This window comes from Butyricicoccus sp. AF35-5AC (genome assembly GCF_003477715.1).
Lineage (GTDB): Bacteria > Bacillota > Clostridia > Oscillospirales > Butyricicoccaceae > Agathobaculum > Agathobaculum butyriciproducens.
The window spans coordinates 340,022-360,977 of the sequence record NZ_QUDX01000001.1 but is presented as its reverse complement, the minus strand read 5'-3'; the positions used below and the strand labels follow the sequence as shown (position 1 = coordinate 360,977).

The 20,956-nt window shown below is 57.3% G+C and carries 18 protein-coding genes; 1 reads left to right on the top strand and 17 read right to left on the bottom strand.

Annotation, left to right across the window (positions count from 1 at the left end; translation table 11 throughout):
- Positions 1-6: 6 nt before the first annotated feature.
- From rplC to DWZ82_RS01620, 13 genes are all read right to left on the bottom strand, one after another.
- The gene (rplC, locus tag DWZ82_RS01680; protein WP_117491440.1) at positions 7-702 is read right to left on the bottom strand and encodes a 50S ribosomal protein L3; all 696 of its coding nucleotides are present in this window, start codon (positions 700-702) and stop codon (positions 7-9) included.
- A 126-nt stretch (positions 703-828) separates the two neighbouring features.
- Entirely contained in the window at positions 829-1,140 is a 312-nt protein-coding gene (rpsJ, locus tag DWZ82_RS01675; protein WP_054326972.1) for a 30S ribosomal protein S10, read from the bottom strand.
- Positions 1,141-1,642: 502 nt separating this feature from the next.
- Entirely contained in the window at positions 1,643-2,596 is a 954-nt protein-coding gene (locus DWZ82_RS01670) for an anti-sigma factor family protein (RefSeq protein ID WP_118478292.1), read from the bottom strand.
- The gene (locus DWZ82_RS01665) at positions 2,589-3,203 is read right to left on the bottom strand and encodes an RNA polymerase sigma factor (protein WP_110435214.1); all 615 of its coding nucleotides are present in this window, start codon (positions 3,201-3,203) and stop codon (positions 2,589-2,591) included. The genes DWZ82_RS01670 and DWZ82_RS01665 overlap by 8 nt, the downstream gene beginning before the upstream one ends.
- Positions 3,204-3,236: 33 nt before the next feature.
- Positions 3,237-4,220, bottom strand: a complete 984-nt coding sequence (gene dusB / locus DWZ82_RS01660) for a tRNA dihydrouridine synthase DusB (protein WP_118478290.1) — start codon at positions 4,218-4,220, stop codon at positions 3,237-3,239.
- A gap of 149 nt (positions 4,221-4,369) precedes the next feature.
- Complete coding sequence (locus DWZ82_RS01655; RefSeq protein ID WP_158574603.1) at positions 4,370-4,879, bottom strand: DedA family protein; 510 nt, start codon at positions 4,877-4,879, stop codon at positions 4,370-4,372.
- Between the two features lie 117 nt (positions 4,880-4,996).
- The gene (locus DWZ82_RS01650) at positions 4,997-5,257 is read right to left on the bottom strand and encodes a hypothetical protein (protein ID WP_117751449.1); all 261 of its coding nucleotides are present in this window, start codon (positions 5,255-5,257) and stop codon (positions 4,997-4,999) included.
- A 57-nt stretch (positions 5,258-5,314) separates the two neighbouring features.
- Entirely contained in the window at positions 5,315-7,669 is a 2,355-nt protein-coding gene (locus DWZ82_RS01645; protein WP_118478288.1) for a SpoIIE family protein phosphatase, read from the bottom strand.
- 274 nt (positions 7,670-7,943) lie between these two features.
- On the bottom strand, positions 7,944-9,827 hold the full coding sequence (locus tag DWZ82_RS01640) for an ABC transporter ATP-binding protein (protein WP_243022873.1): 1,884 nt from the start codon (positions 9,825-9,827) through the stop codon (positions 7,944-7,946).
- A 41-nt stretch (positions 9,828-9,868) separates the two neighbouring features.
- Positions 9,869-11,599 (bottom strand): ABC transporter ATP-binding protein, encoded by a 1,731-nt coding sequence (locus DWZ82_RS01635; RefSeq protein ID WP_118478284.1) that lies wholly within the window; start codon positions 11,597-11,599, stop codon positions 9,869-9,871.
- Entirely contained in the window at positions 11,599-12,105 is a 507-nt protein-coding gene (locus tag DWZ82_RS01630; protein WP_118478282.1) for a MarR family winged helix-turn-helix transcriptional regulator, read from the bottom strand. The genes DWZ82_RS01635 and DWZ82_RS01630 overlap by 1 nt, the downstream gene beginning before the upstream one ends.
- A 650-nt stretch (positions 12,106-12,755) precedes the next feature.
- Positions 12,756-13,265: an HD domain-containing protein gene (locus tag DWZ82_RS01625; protein ID WP_118478280.1), complete on the bottom strand. Its 510-nt coding sequence runs from the start codon at positions 13,263-13,265 to the stop codon at positions 12,756-12,758.
- 211 nt (positions 13,266-13,476) lie between these two features.
- Positions 13,477-13,791, bottom strand: a complete 315-nt coding sequence (locus DWZ82_RS01620) for an MGMT family protein (protein WP_118478278.1) — start codon at positions 13,789-13,791, stop codon at positions 13,477-13,479.
- Positions 13,792-14,008: 217 nt separating this feature from the next.
- Here DWZ82_RS01620 and gdhA point away from each other — a divergent pair, with 217 nt between their 5' ends.
- The gene (gene gdhA / locus DWZ82_RS01615) at positions 14,009-15,352 is read left to right on the top strand and encodes an NADP-specific glutamate dehydrogenase (protein WP_118359717.1); all 1,344 of its coding nucleotides are present in this window, start codon (positions 14,009-14,011) and stop codon (positions 15,350-15,352) included.
- 612 nt (positions 15,353-15,964) lie between these two features.
- Here gdhA and DWZ82_RS01610 read toward each other — a convergent pair.
- The 4 genes from DWZ82_RS01610 to dnaX form a co-directional block, all read right to left on the bottom strand.
- The gene (locus tag DWZ82_RS01610) at positions 15,965-17,560 is read right to left on the bottom strand and encodes a peptide chain release factor 3 (protein ID WP_117491423.1); all 1,596 of its coding nucleotides are present in this window, start codon (positions 17,558-17,560) and stop codon (positions 15,965-15,967) included.
- A 723-nt stretch (positions 17,561-18,283) separates the two neighbouring features.
- Positions 18,284-18,883, bottom strand: a complete 600-nt coding sequence (gene recR, locus DWZ82_RS01605) for a recombination mediator RecR (RefSeq protein WP_110435225.1) — start codon at positions 18,881-18,883, stop codon at positions 18,284-18,286.
- Complete coding sequence (locus tag DWZ82_RS01600; RefSeq protein WP_118359721.1) at positions 18,883-19,236, bottom strand: YbaB/EbfC family nucleoid-associated protein; 354 nt, start codon at positions 19,234-19,236, stop codon at positions 18,883-18,885. Before DWZ82_RS01600 ends, recR begins: the two co-directional genes overlap by 1 nt.
- Before the next feature lie 14 nt (positions 19,237-19,250).
- On the bottom strand, positions 19,251-20,876 hold the full coding sequence (gene dnaX, locus DWZ82_RS01595; RefSeq protein WP_118478276.1) for a DNA polymerase III subunit gamma/tau: 1,626 nt from the start codon (positions 20,874-20,876) through the stop codon (positions 19,251-19,253).
- Positions 20,877-20,956: the final 80 nt, after the last annotated feature.

Below are 20,956 nucleotides of genomic sequence, written 5' to 3'. Positions count from 1 at the left end.
CTTCCCTTACTTTCTTGCGGAAGCCTTCTGCGGGTTCTTGCTGATGCCAGCCTCGCCCTTGGCAACCTTGTTGTTCTTAACGGTGTTCTTCAGCACTACGATGCCGCCCTTCGGGCCCGGAACTGCGCCGCAAACGGCGATCAGGTTAAGCTCAGCGTCAACCTTTACAACGTCCAGGTTCTGAACAGTAACCTGCTCAGCGCCCATGTGACCCGGCATCATCTTGCCCTTCATGATCTTGGACGGATCAGAGCAAGCGCCCATAGAACCCGCATGGCGGTGTACAGGGCCGGTACCGTGGGTTTCCTTCAGGCGGGATGCGTTGAAGCGCTTGATTACGCCAGCGTAGCCCTTGCCCTTGGAAGTGCCGGTAACGTCAACATAATCGCCGGTAACGAACATGTCAGCCTTAACAACATCGCCGAGCTGGAACGGAGTGCAGTCCTCAAAACGGAACTCCTTCAGGTACTTCTTCAGGGAGTCGCCAGCCTTCTTCAGGTGACCCTTCTGGGGCTTGTTCAGGCGAGCTTCCTTAACATCCTCAAAACCGAACTGTACAGCATTGTAGCCGTCCTTCTCTTCGGTCTTGAGCTGAGTTACAACGCAAGGACCTGCTTCGATTACGGTGCAGGGGATAACCTTGCCGTCAGCATTGAAGATCTGGGTCATACCGACCTTCTTGCCGATGATTGCTTTGTTCAGCATTTGTTTTTCCTCCTTAAAGGTTATTGGTTGACGGCATTTGACCGCCAACATGACCTCGCCGCGCGTGTCGCGGCAGGGCTTCAAACCGCCGGTGGGTTAATCCGGTCAGCTTGTTGACTTAAATTAGAGCTTAACCTCGAACTCGACGCCAGCCGGCAGGTCGAGAGTGGTCAGAGCCTCGATGGTAGCCTGATTCGGGTTGATGATGTCGATCAGGCGCTTGTGGGTGCGGCGCTCGAACTGCTCACGAGAATCCTTGTACTTGTGAACAGCACGCAGGATGGTAACGATCTGCTTCTCGGTCGGCAGCGGGATCGGGCCGGAAACCTTAGCGCCGTTGCGCTTAGCGGTCTCGATGATCTTCTCTGCGGACTGGTCGATCAGCTCGTGATCATACGCCTTCAGGCGAATGCGAATCTTCTGTGCGTTTGCCATTGTGGAATTTCCTCCTCGTATGTGTGCCATACATTAAATAATGTTTTGACTCGCTACGGAGAGAAACTGCAACTCCGCCGTGCGTATCACGCAACGGGCATGAAAATAACCGGGCGCACTGACTCCGCAGCGCAACAATCCGGTCACGATAAGAAACGTAAGTGGTTCAAACCATCGGCTTGACGGCGCACGCGCCGCGAGTCCCGAATTTACGCATGAACATTGCGTTTTTGCTGAATATCTGAATTCAGCTGATAGCAGTTATCTCAACCGCCCGATTGTCGGACCTACTCCACCGAAGTTACCTGCTCATAGCAGCAATCTCCGGTATCATCGCGTTTTAACTTGCTCTCGCAAGTTCTTATACATAGTACAATACTTTCGGAGAAAAGTCAAGTGTTTGCACAAAATTTTCAGCGATTTTTTGTTGAAATCGGAATTTTTCGCGTTATGCACAAAAACAGACCCGAAAACCCTCGTTTCAGGTCTGTTTTGCCCAATCTCAACCGGTAACAACCGCTAAGATCCACGAATCTGCATGGCTGTCGATCGTCAGATCGACCTTATCATAGGCAGTCACCGTGCAGCCCGCCCGTTCTACTATCTGCAGAGTCTTTTCGAGCGTTTCCATACTGTTGTCCAGCCGGAACCACGAAACGCCGTTCTCCTGCGCGAGCAGCTCACCATCAATATCCGGCAGGCTGCTGCCGCCGATGGCCACATAGCAGTACGCGGTGTGTGTGCCGTGCAGGCTTTGCGGGAGCGTAAGCACCGGACCGGTCTGCACCTGTACCGACTTCTCAATAATCGGCTCAGGCGCTGCAATCGACTGATCGTTTTCTGCATACTGCTCGGCATCAACGCCCGCATCGCTCTGCGCATTCGCCGCAGAGTCCTCGCCGGTGTCATTCTGTCCGCTGTATGCGCTGCCGTTCGCACTCTGCGAAGCCGTGCCGCTCTGCTGCACGCTTGCATTCGATGCTCCGCTGTCCGACGTATCGGTATTCCTCTGTACGGACTGCTCGATCTCATCCTGCATACCGCCGTTCATCGTGCAATCTCCTGCGTCCGCCGAAGCGGAATCCGCTGCCGTCGTGCTGCCGCTGCCTACCGTGCTGAACGCGGGCATCAGTCCGCCGCCGAGCACGACCAGCACGACAACCGCCGCAGCGGCCACCATCGTAAACGCCGGCAGACGGCGCATCGGCTTTTGCGGCGCGACCACCCGAACGGTTTCCTCCTGCCGCAGACGTTCCATAATGCTGTCATGCAGTCCGGCCGGCGGCTCGGTTTCGTCCACCGCCAGCATACTGTGCATCTGCTTCAGATCCTCTTTCAGCGCGGCGCACGATGGGCACTCTGCCAGATGCTCTTCCAGCTTTTGCTTTTCGGAATCGGTCAGAGTTCCGTCCACACTGTTTGAGCAAAGCTGTTCAAAATATTCCTCCTCATTCATGCTCCTCGCCTCCTTCCATATCTTTAGACGAAGGCAAATGAAAAAGGTTCCCTCGTTTGAGTAAAATTTTGCGTAAAGCGATGCGTGCGCGTGACAGCCGCGACTTTACCGTGCCTTCACTGACCTCGAGTATCTCGGCGATCTCGGTGTAGCTCATGCCGGAAACGTCCCGCAGCAGGACGATTCTGCGGTGCTCGTCGCTTACTTCATCGAGCGCGGCGGCAAGCTCGCGTCCCAGCTCGCTGTTCTCCAGGTGCTCTTCGGGAGATGGAGCCGTATCCGGAAGCGGCAGTTCGCGTTCCTCGTCATCCTCGCCCTGCACGAGCGGCTGCGTCGGCGGCTGGCTCTGCTTATGCCGCGCGTAATCGACGCACTGGTTCATCGTGATGCGGAACAGCCAGGTCGCAAAGCCGCTGTCCCCGCGGAAGTCCTTCATCGAGCGCCATGCCCGAAGGAAAACCTCCTGCGTGATATCTGCGGCATCCTCCGGCGAGCCGGACGAGCGCAGCGCGATGGCATACACGCGCTTTTCGTAGCGCGTCACCAACTCCTCAAAGGCGGAAAGCTCGCCGCGCCGCGCCTGCGCCACAATATGCTTGTCGTCCACTGCGTCTCCCCTCTCTTTCTCTTACCTTATTTATTATATGTTCTCCTTCGCCGAAACGAAGGCTTTCAGTTCGTCTGCAATTTCATACAGATCACTCAGCTTGGTGAGTGCGCAAATACGGTTCTTGAACGTCTTGACACCGCTTTCCCGCTTGAGATAGCAGTTAACGTGTCGGCGTGCCTCGAGCATGGCGATATGCTCGCCCTTCTGCTCGGCGGCAAGCTCGATCTGCCGCACAGCCGTGTCAATGCGCTCCGCGAACGGCGGCAGCGCCGGACAGATGCCGGTCTCGAGCAGTGCATTCGCCCGCTCGAACAGCCACGGATCACCGAGCGAACCACGCCCGATCATCACGCCGTCCGCGCCGGTGTGCGCGAGAATTCGGACCGCGTCCTCGGGTTCGGCCACATCTCCGTTGGCGAACACCGGAATGCAAACCACCTGCTTGACTTCACGAATCGCATCCCAGTCGGCGGTGCCGCTGTACTGCTGCGAGCGCGTGCGTCCGTGCAGCGTGATCGCTGCCGCGCCGGACTGCTCAGCCATTCTGGCAAATTCCACACAGTTGACGCTCTTTTCATCCCAGCCCTTGCGGAACTTGACCGTTACCGGCACATCGACCGCGTTTACGACCGCTGCGATCACCTTGGATGCCAGCTCCGGCTCCTTCATCAGCGCGGAGCCGTCACCGTTGTTCACGATCTTCGGTGCCGGACAGCCCATGTTGATGTCGATGATATCACAGCCGGATTTCTCCAGTGCGAGTTTTGCGCCTTCGGCCATCGTGTCCGGCTCGTGCCCGAAGATCTGAGCAGCCGCCGGATGCTCGTCCGCACCGAGTTCAAGCAGACGCGGCGTTTTCTTATCCTGATAGCACAGCGCCTTTGCGGAGACCATTTCGGTCACGGTCAGCGCCGCGCCGTGCTCCCGGCAGATATGGCGGAATGCAAGATCGGTCACGCCTGCCATCGGTGCAAGCGCCAGTTTTCCGTTGATTGTTACGTTGCCGATCTGCATATCGTTCCTCCGTCTTATACATTATATAACGGTGTATATTTTACCATAACGCGACTGCAAATGCAACTTACAGAATGGATGCACCCATTTTCGACCGAAAAACGCAAAAACAGGGTAAATCCGAGGATTTACCCTGTCGATATATTCGGTTACATTACCATGCTGAGGATCTTCTCGCTGAAGAAATAGCCGAACGAGATCAGTGCGGTATTCCACACGGCAATGCCTGCCGCAGACCAGCCGACGAACCACTTGACCGGCATCCGGAGCAGTCCGGCCGGAATGGAAACAATGGTGCGGATACACGGGATCACGCGGATAATCGCCAGTCCGCGCCCATGCTGTGCGTCGATAAATTCGTGGCATTTACGCACGAGCGACTTAAATTTCTTGCTCCTGCCGAACAGCTTCTCCATCACCGGTTCGCCGCCCCAGTAGCACACGGCGTAGATGACCAGACTGCCGAGCACACCGGCGATCACGCTCAGAAAAACCGTCAGCGGCAGCGACAGCTCGCTCCGGGCAATCAGCACACCGACGCACGGCATGATAACGCCTGCCGGAAATCCGGGCAGGTTCATATATTCGCAGAAAACCACGGCACAGACCAAGATCAGTCCGTACTGGTTGAACAGCTGAAAAAAGGTTTCGGCCGTCATAATAGCCGCCTCCGTTTGATCTATAGTAGGCGAAAACCGAAATTTCCGTCTGTATACTATAGTATACCAACCAAAACCGGAGGGTACAAGAGAACGGCCGCTCATTTTATAATCTGTTTACAAAACGAGCGCCGTCAGCGCCCAAATGGTGCCGATGAGCAGTGCACCAGCCCAAAATCCGGCAAGCAAAGAAAGACCGTCCGCCTTTCTTCTCGACCGCCGTCTGCGCGGCAGATAGCTGTTTGCGATGCGGCAGGCCTCGCGCACCATGTCGCCGCGCGGCGCATTGTAGTCCCGCACAAGGAAAATAGCCTGCTCGAACAATGCCGGCTGCTCCGGCTTGACGACAATGACGCGGCGGCTGACGCCTCGTACCATACAGATTCCTCCTCTCTTTGTTCCATCATTCCCCTCTTTCGTAATTTTATACCAGTCTCATTCCAGCTTTTCGATTTTCATGACCATTACCGTTCGGTCGTCATCATGTCCTCGGCCTTTCGCCTCGTTCACAAGCTGTGCCGCGATCTCCTTCGGGCTGTCGCCTGCATGCGCGATGAGCAGCTGCCGCACCCATTTATCGTCCGTGCCGTCGGTCACGCCGTCCGAGAGCAGAACCACGATATCGCCGTCGTTCATCTGCAGCGGCACGGCATCGCCAAGTTCGTCCTCCTCCGCCAGACCGATGGGCAGCGCCGTGCCCGGCAGAATGGTCCACCGGCCGTTCAGCCGCATGTAGGTCGGTGCGGCGCCGCACTTGAGGTTTTCCGCGCGTCCGCTGAACAGGTCGAGCGTGAATGCGTCCAGTGTGGTGAAGCGCATGCCGTCTGACCGCAGGCGCAGCGCCGGAGAGACCGCGTGCAGCGCGTCTCCGACCGAAATGCCTGCACGCAGGAACCGCTCGAGCGAGGTGATGAGCATGCGGCTGTCCCGCGACGCGGCGGCACCCGAGCCCATGCCGTCCGACAGGAGCAGACATGCCGTTCCGGTGTCGGTGAGAAAGTAGCACGCGTTGTCGCCCGAGACCGACGCGCCCTCCTTCTGCTGACGGCCAATGCCGACCACCGCACGGTACGGCGCCCGTTCATGCATCTCAACATGGATGCCCTGGCTGCCCTTTTTCTTCTCCGGTGCGGTCAGCGTCACGCCCAGCAGCGCCGACAGACCGGCTGAAAAGCCGTCCCCCTGCTTCATGATGTCGTCAATGCCCTCGCCGTACAGTTCAACGGTCAGCCTGCCCTGCGAATCCCGCACCGCGCACACGCGGTCGATCCATCCGAACGCTGCTGCGTACCGGCGCACCTGCCGCTCCATCAGCGGCTGCGCCGTTTCATCCTGCGTGACCTCCGCGCCAAGCTGCCGAAGAATATCCGTAATACCTGCGTATTGCCTGGCAAGCAGACTCTGGTTTTCCTCCTGCTGCCGCCGAAGGCTTTCGCGCTCGCGCAGCGCAAACAGCGCACTGTTGATGGCGCGCATCAGCTCGGGCAGACGCGCACACCGTGCCGCAAAATGATAGGGAAAATCGCTCATTTCCGCTCGCCCGCGCTGCAGCATCGGCTGGGTCACATCATTGAGCGCCGCCAGCGTGCTCACATAGTCCCGCTGCCAGCACTGCGTACACAGCATGCAGTTTTTGCAGACATGATCGCTCGCGTAGTCGAATACCGCCCGAATATTCCGGTCTCCGGCGGCTTTGCCCTCGCTGACGCCATGCAGCATAGCAAGGTACAGCTCGTAGAACGCCTGCGCCGCCTCGGTCGCACAGGTGCCCGCAAGTCTGCGCACTCGCTGACTGGCGGCTTCGCCCATCAGGGTATCCGGCAGCAGGCTGCGCCGGATGGCCTCCCACACGAAGGGCGGCAGCGCCGCGAACATGAGGACCGCGCAGAACAGCTCTGCGATCAGCGGAATGAACAGCGGATGCTCCACGCCGAGCATAGCCGCGCACAGTCCGCCGCCGAGCGCACAGACCGAAAACCAGCCGCGGCCGCTGTCGTGAAACAGTCCGGCAACGAGCGCACACAGACCGTAGCAGCAGGTGAACAAGGCTCCGTAGCCGATGTTGAGATCCATTGCTGCGCCGAACGCGACACCGGCTGCCGCGCCCGCCGCCGGTCCGCCGAGATACGCCGCCGCCAGCACGAGCAGCAGCGCCCCCGCTCTCGCGGGAGCGAACACACCGAACAGATTGATACCCGAAAGCGATAAAAGCACGGTCGCAGTCAGCACCAAAAGCGTTACCGGTCTGCGCCAGTCATTTTCGTCGCGCGGCGGTGCGAAGGCCGCGCCGTACATCCAGCACACGCCGAACGTGATGCCCTGCACGAGCAGGAATGTCAGCACCGCCGGTGCGGTCAGCTCTGCACCGAGCGGCAGGAACACGAATGTACACGCCGCGCTTGCAAACGTCGCCACACAGGGCGCAAACCACCGCTCGGACATCACCCGCAGACCGGCGCACACGCTCATCACGCACAGCACCAGCAGCGCTGCCGCGGCGTAAATGCCGCCGTGGAATCCGTCGCCGCGCAGCATAACGCCGCACACCAGACCGCCGAGCGCGGAAAGTCCCGCTCCTCGAGCCATCAAGGCCGCCGCCATCGCCAGTCCGAACGGCATGTACCCGCCGAGGATGGTTCCCTGTGCCAGCACCGCACACAGCACGAATCGCTGTGCGCCTGTGATGAGCGTCCGCAGATGCTCCTGTTTCCATAATCCAGCAGCCCATGCTGCCGCATGCCCGATCCGCACCGGTATCGACGCGGACCGCCTTGCCCTTTGTTTATCCATTTCGTTACGCCTCCCTTGCTGTTTTCCCAGTATATCCCAACGCAGGCGTGCCGCTTGGCGGGAAATAACAGCGGAAATTGCGTTTTGAAAAAAATTAAGCGCATATTCCAACTTTCGAGCGCGTAAAACGACGGCAAAGTGCGGCAAGCGGCTCTTTTGCCGCAGAAGCCCGACCGATAGACCGCCGCCGGCGGTTTTTCTGTTTCTGCGCACAAAAAAGAACCCGAAATCTTCGTTTCGGGTTCTGATTCTGCAGGTTTCGAGCAGAAAGCACTTATTCTAATTCAAACGCGCCGGTATAGAGCTGATAATACTTGCCGTGCTCCGCAATCAGCTGCTCATGATTGCCGCGCTCGATGATATGGCCGAGCTGCAGCACCATAATAACGTCTGCGTTTTGAATCGTGGACAGGCGGTGCGCGATAACGAACACCGTACGTCCGTACATGAGGCTGTCCATTCCGGCCTGCACGATGGACTCCGTGCGGGTATCAATCGAGCTGGTCGCCTCATCGAGGATCATAACCGGCGGATCGGCAACAGCCGCACGCGCGATGGAAAGCAGCTGACACTGGCCCTGCGACAGACTGCCGCCGTCACCGTCGATGACAGTATCATAGCCGTCCGGCAGTCGGCGGATGAAGTCGTCCGCATTGGCAAGCTGCGCCGCTGCCTCGACCTCCTCGTCGGTCGCATCCAGGCGGCCGTAGCGGATATTATCGCGAATGGTGCCGGTAAACAGGTTGGTATCCTGCAGCACGATGCCGAGCGAGCGGCGGAGATCGGCCTTTTTGATCTTATTGATGTTGATGCCGTCGTAGCGGATCTTGCCGTCCGCAAGGTCGTAGAAACGGTTGATCAGGTTGGTAATGGTCGTCTTGCCCGCACCGGTTGCGCCGACGAACGCGACCTTCTGACCGGGTTCGGCGTACAGTGTGATGTCGTGCAGGACGATCTTATCCGGATTATAGCCGAAATCCACATCAAAGAAGCGGACATCGCCGCGGACCTGTGTATAGGTGGTGGTGCCGTCCTCGTGCGGATGCTTCCACGCCCAGATGTTGGTCTTTTCCGGGGTTTCAACGAGTTCGCCGTTCTTGTCGTACTTGGCGTTGACGAGAGTAACGTAGCCGTTGTCTACCTCAGGCTCCTCGTCCATCAGCTCAAAGATACGCTCAGCACCGGCGAGCGCCATAACAATGGAGTTGAACTGCTGCGAGATCTGCGTTACCGGCTGGGTGAACGACTTGGTCAGCTGCAGGAAGGACGCTATAACGCCGATGGTGATGCTGTTTCCGACCACGCCGGACAGCGCCAGCGCGCCGCCGACGACCGCGACCAGAACGTATAGCAGGTTGCCGATGTTCATCATGATCGGCATGAGGATGTTTGCGAAGGTATTCGCGCTTGCAGCGTTCTCGCGCAGCTCATCGTTGAGCGCATCGAACTGCTCCTTGCACTTTTCCTCGTGGCAGAACACCTTGATGACCTTCTGACCGTTGATCATTTCCTCGATATAGCCGTTGACCCTGCCGAGCGACTTCTGCTGCTCGAGGAAGTACTTCGCGGACTGACCGCCCAGTTTCTTTACCACCTTGAGCATGACGCACACGCCGAGCAGTACGAACAGCGTCAGCCATACATTCGTCACCAGCATGCCGATGAACACCGAGATAATGGTCATCGCTGAGGAAAACATCTGCGGCACGGACTGGCTGAGCATCTGCTGCAGCGTATCGGTATCGTTGGTGAAATGGCTCATCAGATCGCCGTGGGTATGCGTATCGAAGTAGCGAATCGGCAGCTTCTGCATGTGCGCGAACATCTCGTCACGCACCTTTTTGAGCACACCCTGCGAAATGCTGACCATCAGCCAGTTGTAGACAAACGTAGTCGCAATGCCGATGAGATAGATCACCGCCATGCTTATCAGCGCATGCAGCAGGCCGGTAAACACCGGAGCTGCCTGCAGCAGCAGCGGAGAAATATAGTCGTCGATCAGGCTTTTGAGGAACATGGAGCCGGCCACGTTTGCCACAGCCGACAGCAGAATGCAGATGAGTACAACCACAAACTGTACGCCGTAGCCCTTCTGAATATATTTCATAAGACGTCCGAGCGTCTTTTTCGGATTTTTGCTGCGCTTTCCGCCCCTCATGCCTCTGCGGCCGCCGGGTCCGCGCATCTGAGGTCCTGCCATTATTCCTCACCGCCCTTTCTGTTCTGCTGGTTGTAGATTTCCTGATAGATCGTGTTGGCTGCGAGCAGCTCATCGTGCGTGCCGACAGCCTGCACGGTGCCGCCGTCGAGAATGACGATCTGATCCGCATCCTGCACAGAGGAAACGCGCTGTGCAATGATAATCTTGGTCGTGTCCGGGATCTCCTCCGCGAATGCCTTGCGAATGAGCGCATCCGTCTTGGTATCGACCGCACTGGTCGAGTCATCAAGAATGAGGATCTTCGGCTTTTTCAGCAGCGCACGCGCAATGCACAGGCGCTGCTTCTGACCGCCGGAAACATTCGAGCCGCCCTGCTCAATGTGGGTGTCGTACTTATCCGGCATCTGCTGGATGAATTCATCCGCCTGTGCCAGACGGCATACGCGCTCGAGCTCCTCATCCGAGGCGTTTTCGTCACCCCAGCGAAGGTTTTCCTTGATCGTGCCGGAAAACAGCACGTTCTTCTGGAGCACCATGGCAACCTGATCGCGCAGCGCCTCGATATCGTAATCGCGGACATCCACGCCGCCGACCTTGACCGTGCCGTGCGTGGTATCGTACAGGCGCGGAATCAGTTGCACGAGCGTAGACTTCGCGGAACCGGTGCCGCCGAGAATGCCGACGGTCTGACCGGCCTTGATATGCAGGCTGACGTTTTTGAGCGCCAGCTTGCGCGCATCGCCCTTGTAGCTGAAGGAAACGTCGTCAAACTCGATCGCGCCGTCCTTGACCTCGTGAATCGGGTTTGCGGGATTGTGCAAGTCGGGCTGCTCATCGAGGATTTCGGCAACACGCTCTGCGCTCGCCTTGGCCATGGTGATCATAACGAAAACCATCGCTACCATCATCAGACTCATCAGGATCTGCATCGCGTAGGAGAACATGCTGGTCAGCTCGCCGGTGGTCATCGAGCCGCCGACGATCAGACGCGCGCCGAACCACGAAATCAGCAGCATGCACGCGTACATGCAGAACTGCATCAGCGGCATAACGCCTGCCATGGTCTTCTGCGCCTTGGAGAACGTGCGGTACAGCATACCGGAAACGCCCTCAAACTTTTCGGTCTCGTGATCCTCACGAACATAGGTCTTAACAACGCGGATGCCGCGCACATTTTCCTGTACGACCGTGTTCATGCGGTCGTAGATTTTGAATGCGCGCTCAAAGACCGGGCCGACGACCTTCATCAGAATGCCCATACCGATTGCCAGAATCGGCAGCACCGCGAGGAATACGAGCGCCATCCTACTGTTGATCTTCATCGCCATGAACAGCGCAAAGACCAGCATGACCGGGCAGCGCACTGCAATGCGGGTGCACATCTGGAAGGCGTTCTGCACGTTGGTAACGTCGGTCGTCAGACGGGTGACGATAGAACCGGTGGAGAACTTATCAATGTTGGAAAACGAGAAATTCTGCACATTGTAGTACATATCGTGACGCAGATTGCGGGCAAAGCCGGTGGAGGCTCTCGCCGCAAAGGTGCCGGCCGCCGCGCCGAACACCAGTGCGAGCATGGCGCACAGCACAAGGATGATGCCGTATTTCCAAATGGCGGCCATATCCTGCCCGTCAATGCCCTTGTCGATCAGCCGCGCCATAACCAGCGGAATGATGACCTCCATCACGACCTCGAGCACAACGAAAAACGGCGTGAGCAGCGCGTCCTTTTTGAACTCACGCACACTTTTCAGCAGTCGTTTTATCATTATTTCTGTCCCTCCCTACACATATTGCATTGGTACTGCTCCAGATTGGAGCGGATTTTTTCACAGACCGCAAACCAGCCCTTCAGCTCGTCCTCGGTGATGCCCTGCCGCAGAAGCTGTTCCATCTGCTTCATGCGCTCAGTAATGTATTCATCCATTGCACGAGCCTGCTCGGTCAGCACCAGCCGTTTCAGGCGGCCGTCATGCTCCACCGGCTCACGGCGGATAATACCGTGCTGCTCCATCAGCTGCAGTATGCCCGTTGCGGTCGAGCGGCGCATCTGGAACGCGTTTTCCAGATCCTTCTGGAATATATCGCCCTGCTTTTCATGCATAATAATGTGATGGACAATCATCGCCTGCATACCGGTCACATTCGCTGCATTCACAGTCTTTTCGGTCATACACGCCATCTGCCGCCGAAGCAGATTATGCAGCATACCGATTTCTGCACCGATGCGGTCGTTCGAGTGACCGCAGCATGCATTATGGTCACAACAATCCATTGTTAGCCTCCTTACTGTTAGCTTGCTAACATATTATACACTGTCATTCGGCAATGTCAACGGGTTTCACGAAATGTTCACATTTCGGGGGGCGCTTGCAAAGCGAACGGAACTTGCCTGCCCGGCGGGCGCACCGTACCCACGGCGAGGGGCAAGAGGGTAGACACCAATGGTTTCTACCCTCTTAACTCCCACTTCCTTTTGTTTCTTAACCTGACGCATACCAGAGACCGGCGACTGCTTCGAAAAATATGAGAACGGCAGTCGGGTTACTCTTGCGTTTATTTCGTGAAATATTCGCAGTTCTCGAATAACGTACTGCTACACATGCGGGCTACTCTCCGCAGGCGCGACATACCTGTGTCGCGCAACTCATTGGCTTGGCGACTACCGATGGCACCTTCGAGTTTCATCTGATATGCACGTTATACCGTAGGGTGCGGCAAGGTGAATTGCCCGAAGGGCAAGAAAAGGTGCCCTGGGTACGACCTCGACGCACCGTATCTAACGATTTGCACCAATAAAAATAAAAAAATGGAGAAATGAAACCCGTCCGGTTCATTCTCCATTCCGACTCGCTAAGAGCCGCCCTATGGGCGGTTGCTCGCTGGACGCCCACTGCGGTGGGTGTCTCCATCTTCAATTCTCCATTATTTCGCCTGATATGTCGGTTTCAAAAACATTTCTTCAAGATACTGCTTGCCGGTTTGGGTTCGGAACACGCGGTCTTTCGCGGTTTTACACTGCTCTGCCGTCATGCCGTCCTCGTAGGCGTTGACGAGGAAATCCGCTTCGAGCAGAATCCGAAAATCTTTTTCCTCTCCGGCGGTATAGGTATGGTGATGCGCGATGAGCCATTGCACGCGCTCGCTTTCCTGCTCATCCGCGCCGCACTGCCGCAGCATGGGAGCCGCGACCGCCGGACCTTCCATCTCCTGCCAGTGTCCGCCGCTCGAGCCGTGCTTCCGTTCGGCTTCGTGGATGCCGATATCGTGCAGGACGGCTGCAGCTTCGAGTACATTCTGCTTCTGCCCATCCAGACCTTCCCTGCGCCCAAGCAGGCGGCTGTATGCGTATACCTTTATAAAGTGCTGAATCCGTTTTGCGTCGCCTGCGTCATACGCGATAGCGAGCGCGGTCAGCTTTTCGATGTCGATCATGCGTGTCACTCCTTTGGCGCAAGCATAGCACCGCACGACCGGATTTGTCAAGTCAGGGTAATACCACATAATTGAACAAGAGCGATTTACGAGTAAATTTTGCGGTCTGACTAGGCGTGATTTTGCGGTAATACTTTGTGTATTACCGTGAAAGCACAACGACGTCAGAGCACAAAATTTCCGTAAAGCGCCGCAGTTTAATTGTGCGGTGTTACCCTAATCCTGTCCAGCCGTATTTCGTCATATCCACGCGGCCATCCTCGGTGAACTCGATGCCGTCCGCTTCGAGCAGTGCGCGCTGGATATCCGCGCCGCCGAACGCAAACGCCGGTGACGTTCGTCCGTCTTTCGTCACCACGCGGTAGCATGGAATACCCTCCGGATCGGGATTGGCATGCAGTGCATAGCCGACGACGCGCGCCCATCTCGGGTTGCCCGCGAGCAGCGCGACCTGCCCATAGCTGGCCACCGTTCCGCGCGGAATTTTCTTCACCACTGCATATATACGGTCAAAGCTGTTTGCCATGGCTGTTGCCTCCTTCTTTTACTTTATTATATCAAGTCAGATTGCCGATATCCATAGGTTTTTCAGCCTAAAAAACTGTATAATTTTATCACGCTAAAGTATTGCATATACAAAAAAATTGCTATATAATAAAACCGTCACCAAATATAAGAGCATTCCACTCGGATTACTTACGAAAGTTAAGCGAGTGGTATAGAATGTAAGGAGGACAATAAAAATGGCACTTACCAATTCTTATCTGCAGGGCGTGTACGAAACCGTACAGAAGCGCAACCCGAATGAGCCGGAGTTCCAGCAGGCAGTTTACGAGGTTCTTGAGAGCCTTGAGCCGGTTGTTGAAGCTCGTCCGGAGCTTGAGAAGAACGGCATCATGGAGCGCATCGTAGAGCCGGAGCGCATGTTCATGTTCCGTGTACCGTGGGTTGACGATCAGGGCAAGGTTCAGGTTAACCGCGGCTTCCGTGTACAGTTCAACTCCGCAATCGGCCCCTACAAGGGCGGTCTGCGTCTGCATCCCTCTGTTAACGCATCCGTTATCAAGTTCCTCGGCTTTGAGCAGTGCTTCAAGAACAGCCTGACCACTCTGCCGATGGGCGGCGGCAAGGGCGGCTCCGACTTCGACCCGAAGGGCAAGTCCGATGCGGAGATCATGCGTTTCTGCCAGTCCTTCATGACCGAGCTGTGCAAGCACATCGGTCAGTTCACCGACGTACCGGCAGGCGATATCGGTGTTGGCGGCCGTGAGATCGGCTTTATGTTCGGCCAGTACAAGCGTCTGCGCAACGAGTACACCGGCGTGCTGACCGGCAAGGGTCTGTCCTACGGCGGTTCTCTGGCACGCACGCAGGCAACCGGCTACGGCCTGTGCTACTACATGAAGGAAATGCTCGCATACAAGGGCACTTCGTTCGAGGGCAAGACCGTTGCAATCTCCGGTTCCGGCAACGTAGCGATCTATGCCTGCGAGAAGGCTACCCAGCTGGGCGCTAAGGTTGTTACCATGTCCGACTCCAACGGCTTCATCTACGATCCGAACGGCATCAACCTGGATGTTGTTAAGGACATCAAGGAAGTTAAGCGCGGCCGCATCAAGGAGTATGCTGAGCGCGTTGCAGGCAGCACCTACACCGAGGGTCAGCGTCCGTGGGGCGTAAAGTGCGACATCGCTCTGCCGTGCGCAACCCAGAACGAGCTGAACGAGGAGAACGCCAAGGCTCTGATCGCCAACGGCTGCAAGTTCGTAGCTGAGGGCGCTAACATGCCGTCCACCCCGGAGGCTGTTGCAGCATTCCAGGCAGCCGGCGTATTCTTCGGCCCGGCAAAGGCTGCTAACGCAGGCGGCGTAGCTACCTCCGGTCTGGAGATGAGCCAGAACTCCCTGCGTCTGTCCTGGACCTTCGAGGAAGTTGACCAGCGTCTGCACGACATCATGGTTAACATCTTCCACACCTGCATCACTGCAGCTGAGAAGTACGGCCACAAGGACAACCTTGTTATGGGCGCTAACATCGGCGGCTTCGAGAAGATCGCTGACGCTATGCTCGCTCAGGGCGTTTGCTGATTTTCGATTGAAAGGGCTACGCCCTTTCAATCGAGGGACGCCCTTGACAGGCGCTGCCTGTAAGGGCTACCGCAATAAAAGAGCACCGGAATTTCGATTCCGGTGCTCTTTTATTGTTTGCTAAAAATGACCCGGCAAAGCTGGGCCATTTTTGTCGCGCTGAAAGCGCTCCATTTGATGCGCTCTGCGGCGTGATAGGTTATCTGGGTGCTGAAATCCCCGTCGGGGATTTTATGGGTTGGCGTGAACGCTGTCGCCCGCGAAGGACTCACCGCCGACAGGCGGCTGTCCTGTGGGTGCGGTTTGCGGGGCATACTGCGTATTTTATGCCGCGAACTGCGTTCGCGGGTACGGGACCCGGCGGCACAGCCGCCTGTGTCCCGTATTTCGCGCGTCAGCGCGCTTCAAATAGAATTTGCTATACAAATTCATAGCCCGTAGGCCTCTATCCTTAAAAAGATTTAATGAGAGCAAACCGGGAGCATGTATCTCGGTTTTTATACTTCTGGAGGGAGAAAGTTTCGACCATCAGGAGGAACTTTCGGACGACTTTGGAACGGCCCACGGTCCGTTCCCCCTTGTCGGCGAAACTGTAGTTTCGCGACAGGCATTTTACGCGTTTTCCGAGAAATCCGCGAGACGCAGGTTCTCGTTATGGTCGGTCGCGTAGGTGATATTCCACGGCGAGGTGAACAGCAGCAGGCTATTGCCCTTGAGGTCCTCGACGATCTTGGTATCGCTCGTGAGCTGGAGCTTCTTGATGTCGAAGTCCTCCTCGTCATTCTCAACCCAGCGAACGTGCTCATACGGCAGGTTTTCGCGGATGATCTCAACGTTATACTCGTTCTTCAGACGGTACTCGAGCACCTCAAACTGCAGCACGCCGACAACGCCGACGATAACCGATTCCATACCGGCATTCGGCTCGCGGAAGATCTGGATGGCGCCCTCCTGTGCGATCTGCTCGACACCCTTGACAAACTGCTTGCGCTTGAGCGTGTCCTTCTGACGGACAACGGCAAACAGCTCGGGTGCGAACGTCGGGATGCCGGAGAACACGCACTTATGCTTGGGATCGCACACGGTATCACCGATGGAGAACACGCCCGGGTCGAAAATACCGATAATATCGCCCGCATACGCCTCATCGACGATGGAGCGGTCCTGTGCCATCAGCTGCTGCGGTGCGGCAAGCACCATCTTCTTGCCGGACTGAACGTGCAGCACGTCCTGACCGCGCTCAAACTTGCCGGAGCAAATACGCATGAACGCAACACGGTCGCGGTGCGCCTTGTTCATGTTCGCCTGAATCTTGAACACAAACGCGGAGAAATGCGGGTCGAACGGGTCGATCACGCCGATGTCAGCGGTACGCGCGGTCGGCGGAGGCGTCATCTGCAGGAACTTCTTCAGGAACGGCTCAACACCGAAGTTAGTCAGCGCGGAACCGAAAAATACCGGCGACAGCTTGCCCTCGTGCACAGCCTTGAGATCAAACTCATCGCCTGCACCGGAGAGCAGCTCCACATCGTCGATCAGCGTCTGGTACTGATCCTCAGGCAGCAGTCCCTCGAGGATCGGATCGTCGATCGACAGGCGCTGCGCCTTGACCTCGTGGCGGAAATCCGCACCCTCAAACGCGATAACCTCATCGTCCATGCGGTCGTACACGCCCTTGAAGCGCTTGCCCGAGCCGATTGGCCAGTTTACCGCATAGGTGCCGATGCCCAGCTCGTTCTCGATGTCCTCGAGCAGCTCGTACGGGTCGCGTGCCTCACGGTCCATCTTGTTGATGAACGTGAAGATGGGCACGCCGCGCATCGCGCAAACCTTGAACAGCTTGCGGGTCTGTGCCTCGACGCCCTTGGAGGCATCAATGACCATCACCGCAGAGTCAGCCGCCATCAGCGTGCGGTAGGTGTCCTCCGAGAAGTCCTGATGGCCCGGGGTATCCAGAATATTGATGCACTTGCCCTCATAGCGGAACTGCAGCACCGAGGACGTTACCGAAATACCACGCTGCTTCTCGATCTCCATCCAGTCGGAAACCGCATGACGGCTGTTTTTCTTGCCCTTGACCATGCCGGCCTCCTGAATGGCTCCGCCGTAGAGCAAAAACTTCTCCGTAATGGTGGTTTTACCGGCGTCAGGGTGCGAAATGATTGCAAATGTGCGCCGATTTTCAATTTCTTTTTTCAGGTCTGCCACAGACTTTTTCCTCCCGATCTATCAAAAATCTAATATTGTTGTAGAATGTACACAGAATGTTCACAATTCACCAGTACTATAAATGACGTGGAAAGCGTAAGATCCCCCCACATGTTCTTGCTTTCTACTCTCTATCCTACCTTTTATTGCGGGAGCAGCCGGACGAAAGTTCGGCTGTTCCTGTTTTTTTACCTTTTTTAAAGGTAGAACGAAAGCTGCGGCACCCGCCGCATCGGGGCAAGAGGGTAGACACCTACGGTTTCTACCCTCTTAACTCCCGTTTCCCTTAACTTGTTAGTCCAGCGCAGCTTTCCTATCTGTGACCGCTCCGAAAAAGGGGAACGACAGTCGGTCTACCACAGCGTGTCTTTCTCCGCCTATTCACAGTTCACAGACAACTTACTGCTACACATATCGGAAAGTCTACGCAGAGGGCGGCACAGCTATGCCGCCCAAAGGTTAAACTTAACCATTGCGTGCGGCACGCGCTGTCAGACGCAGAAGAGACCCTCGTCAACGTGTAAGGGTCGACTGCCGTTCCCCTTTTCGAAGCAGTCGCCGGTCTCTGATTTGCGTCAGGCTATCTTAGGAAAAGGGTGAAAATCAGAGGGTGGAAACCTTGGTGTCTACCCTCTTGTGCGCTTGCCGCGAAGGCAAGAACCGCCGCATACTGCGGCACCAATTTCCGTCAAACGCAAACCTTACAAGGATGCAAAGGAGCCATCACAGCTCCTTTCGACCCTCCAGTGCACGGGTCAGCGTCACCTCATCGACGAACTCCAAATGCCCGCCAACCGGAATACCATACGCCAGCCGCGTAATCTTGATGCCGAACGGCTGCAGCAGCCGCGAAATGTACATCGCCGTGGCTTCGCCCTCGGTGTCCGGATTGGTGGCGAGGATAACCTCCTCGGTCTCCTCCTCCGCCACGCGCTTGACCAGCTCGCGGATACGGATGTCGTCCGGTCCGACGTGCCCCATCGGAGACAGCGTGCCGTGCAGCACATGATACAGACCCTTGTACTCCTTCGTGCGCTCGAACGCGATTACATCGCGCGGCTCTGCCACCACGCAGATCACCTTCTGGTTGCGCGTCTTGTCCGAGCAGATCGGACAGATCTCACTGTCCGTCAGATTCTGACAGCGCTTGCAGGTGAACGTCTTGGCTTTTGCTTCACGGATGGCATCCGCAAACCGCTCGGCATCCTCTTTCGGCAGGTCGAGCACATGAAACGCCAGCCGCTGTGCGGTCTTCTGGCCAATGCCCGGGAGCTTTGCAAACTCCTCGATCAGCCGTTCGACCGGCGGTGCAAAAAGCTCCATTACAGCAGACCGCCCAGACCGCCGCCAATGCCGCCCGTAATCGCGGACATCTGGCTCTGCGACTTGTCGGAAGCCGCCTTGAGCGCCTCGTTGACCGCTGCAACGACCAGATCCTGCAGCATGTCGATGTCGTCCGGATCAACAACGTCCGGCTTAATCTCAATGCTCTTAAGCGTGGAAGTGCCGGTTACAGTCGCGGTAACCATGCCGCCGCCTGCCGTGCCGGTGGATTCCATCAGCGCGATCTCCTCCTGCGCCTTGAGCATGCTCTCCTGCATCTTCTGTGCCTGCTTCATCATCGCCTGCATGTTCATGCCGCCGCCGAAGCCGCCGAAACCCTTACCCTTTGCCATAATAAATGTCCTCCTTAAAGCTGTTTCACTTGAATATCCATTGATTTAGCGCGGTCGATCAGTTCATCGACTGCGATATTTTTTTTCACACCAAGCTCCTCGCCCGCTTCGCGCACCTTGACCTTGATGGGTGCGCCGTTCAGCTTGGCCGCCTGCTCCCGGATGACCGAAATGGTCGGCTCCTTTGCCGCGAGAAGAGCCGTCATTTTGTCCTCGCAGAGAATGACGAGCGCGTTGTCCTCGAGCACGCCTTTCGCGCTCAGCTTGATACAGGTGTGCGCGCCGATGTTGATTTTGTTGGTCAGCGCCTTGAGCAGCGGCTGCCAGTGCTGCCACAGCGTCCGTTCCGGCTTGGGCGGTGCCGATGCCGACTCCTCCTCGCTTACCCAGTCAGGCGCATCCTCGTCACCCGGAAGCGGCGGTGCATCATCGTCACTCGGCGGAGGCGGCACATCGCCTGCCTGCTGCGCGGCTGCTGCGGGCACCATCTGCACCGGAACGCCGTTCTTCAGCTTTTCCTCGAGCGCTTCTACACGCCCGCCGAGCGTGTCGTAATTGTCAGCGCCCAGGCTACACAGCCGCACCGCGCACAGCTCCGCCTCCACGCGGCGGTTGGCTGCCGTGCGCATATGGTCGAGCGAATCGCTGATAATGCGGCTCCACGCGATGAGCGTGGACGACGCCAGACCGTCGCACAGCGCCTGCAGCGTCTTTACGCTGTACGCCGGAGAAATAAGCGCGGAAACGTCGGTCTTGCTGGTCTTGACCAGCAGCGCGTCGCGGATCAGGCCGAGCATCTGGTCGTACACCGAGGCCAGATCACGGCCTGCGTTGTAATATTCGTCCAGCAGGCCGACTGCCGCCGCCAGATCACCGGTTTTCAGGTGCTCGGCCAGGCGAATGCCATCGTCCTGACCCATGACGCCGAGCGCCGCCGTGACCGTTTTCTCGTCCACCGCACCGGCTGCTGCCGCACGGTCGAGCATGGAAAGCGCGTCTCGCATGGCGCCGTCTGCCAGCCGGGCGATCAGGCGTGCTGCACCTTCGGTCAGCGCAATGCCCTCACCTGCCGCAACATCCAGCAGCCGGCGGGCAATATCCTCCGCACCGATCCGGCGGAAATCGAACCGCTGACAGCGCGACAGAATGGTCGCAGGTACCTTGTGCAGCTCGGTGGTAGCGAGGATGAACAGAACGTGCTCCGGCGGCTCCTCGAGTGTTTTGAGCAGCGCATTGAACGCACCGATGGACAGCATGTGTACCTCGTCGATGATGAACACGCGCTTGCGGACCTGTGCAGGCGTGTAGCGCGTCTCATCGCGCAGGTCGCGGATGTTGTCCACGCCGTTGTTGGACGCCGCATCAATCTCGGTCACGTCCAGCACCGAGCCGTCCAGAATGCCGCGGCACGCCGCACACTCGTTGCACGGATCGCCGTTCACCGGATGCTCGCAGTTGACTGCGCGCGCGAGGATCTTCGCACAGGTGGTCTTGCCGGTGCCGCGCGTGCCTGTAAACAGATATGCATGGCTCAAACGTCCGGACTGCAGCTGCGCGCGCAGCGTGTCCGTAATATGCTGCTGCCCGATCACATCCGCAAACGTCTGCGGCCGCCATTTGCGGTATAAAGCCTGATACATTACGAAAATCCTCCCCTCAATAAAATAAAGAGGCGGGCGTAAGCCCGCCTCAAAGCGTCCTCTCGCGGACTTTGTCCGCC

Coding starts and splice junctions, on each gene's coding strand:
- DWZ82_RS01640 (WP_243022873.1), bottom strand. CDS start 9,827: ATGAGGGGCGGAAAGCGCAGCAAAAATCCGAAAAAGACGCTCGGACGT.
- DWZ82_RS01625 (WP_118478280.1), bottom strand. CDS start 13,265: ATGATCGACATCGAAAAGCTGACCGCGCTCGCTATCGCGTATGACGCA.
- rpsJ (WP_054326972.1), bottom strand. CDS start 1,140: ATGGCAAACGCACAGAAGATTCGCATTCGCCTGAAGGCGTATGATCAC.
- DWZ82_RS01670 (WP_118478292.1), bottom strand. CDS start 2,596: ATGAATGAGGAGGAATATTTTGAACAGCTTTGCTCAAACAGTGTGGAC.
- DWZ82_RS01630 (WP_118478282.1), bottom strand. CDS start 12,105: ATGGATTGTTGTGACCATAATGCATGCTGCGGTCACTCGAACGACCGC.
- gdhA (WP_118359717.1), top strand. CDS start 14,009: ATGGCACTTACCAATTCTTATCTGCAGGGCGTGTACGAAACCGTACAG.
- DWZ82_RS01650 (WP_117751449.1), bottom strand. CDS start 5,257: ATGGTACGAGGCGTCAGCCGCCGCGTCATTGTCGTCAAGCCGGAGCAG.
- DWZ82_RS01645 (WP_118478288.1), bottom strand. CDS start 7,669: ATGGATAAACAAAGGGCAAGGCGGTCCGCGTCGATACCGGTGCGGATC.
- dnaX (WP_118478276.1), bottom strand. CDS start 20,876: ATGTATCAGGCTTTATACCGCAAATGGCGGCCGCAGACGTTTGCGGAT.
- dusB (WP_118478290.1), bottom strand. CDS start 4,220: ATGCAGATCGGCAACGTAACAATCAACGGAAAACTGGCGCTTGCACCG.
- DWZ82_RS01600 (WP_118359721.1), bottom strand. CDS start 19,236: ATGGCAAAGGGTAAGGGTTTCGGCGGCTTCGGCGGCGGCATGAACATG.
- DWZ82_RS01620 (WP_118478278.1), bottom strand. CDS start 13,791: ATGGCAAACAGCTTTGACCGTATATATGCAGTGGTGAAGAAAATTCCG.
- recR (WP_110435225.1), bottom strand. CDS start 18,883: ATGGAGCTTTTTGCACCGCCGGTCGAACGGCTGATCGAGGAGTTTGCA.
- DWZ82_RS01635 (WP_118478284.1), bottom strand. CDS start 11,599: ATGATAAAACGACTGCTGAAAAGTGTGCGTGAGTTCAAAAAGGACGCG.
- DWZ82_RS01655 (WP_158574603.1), bottom strand. CDS start 4,879: ATGACGGCCGAAACCTTTTTTCAGCTGTTCAACCAGTACGGACTGATC.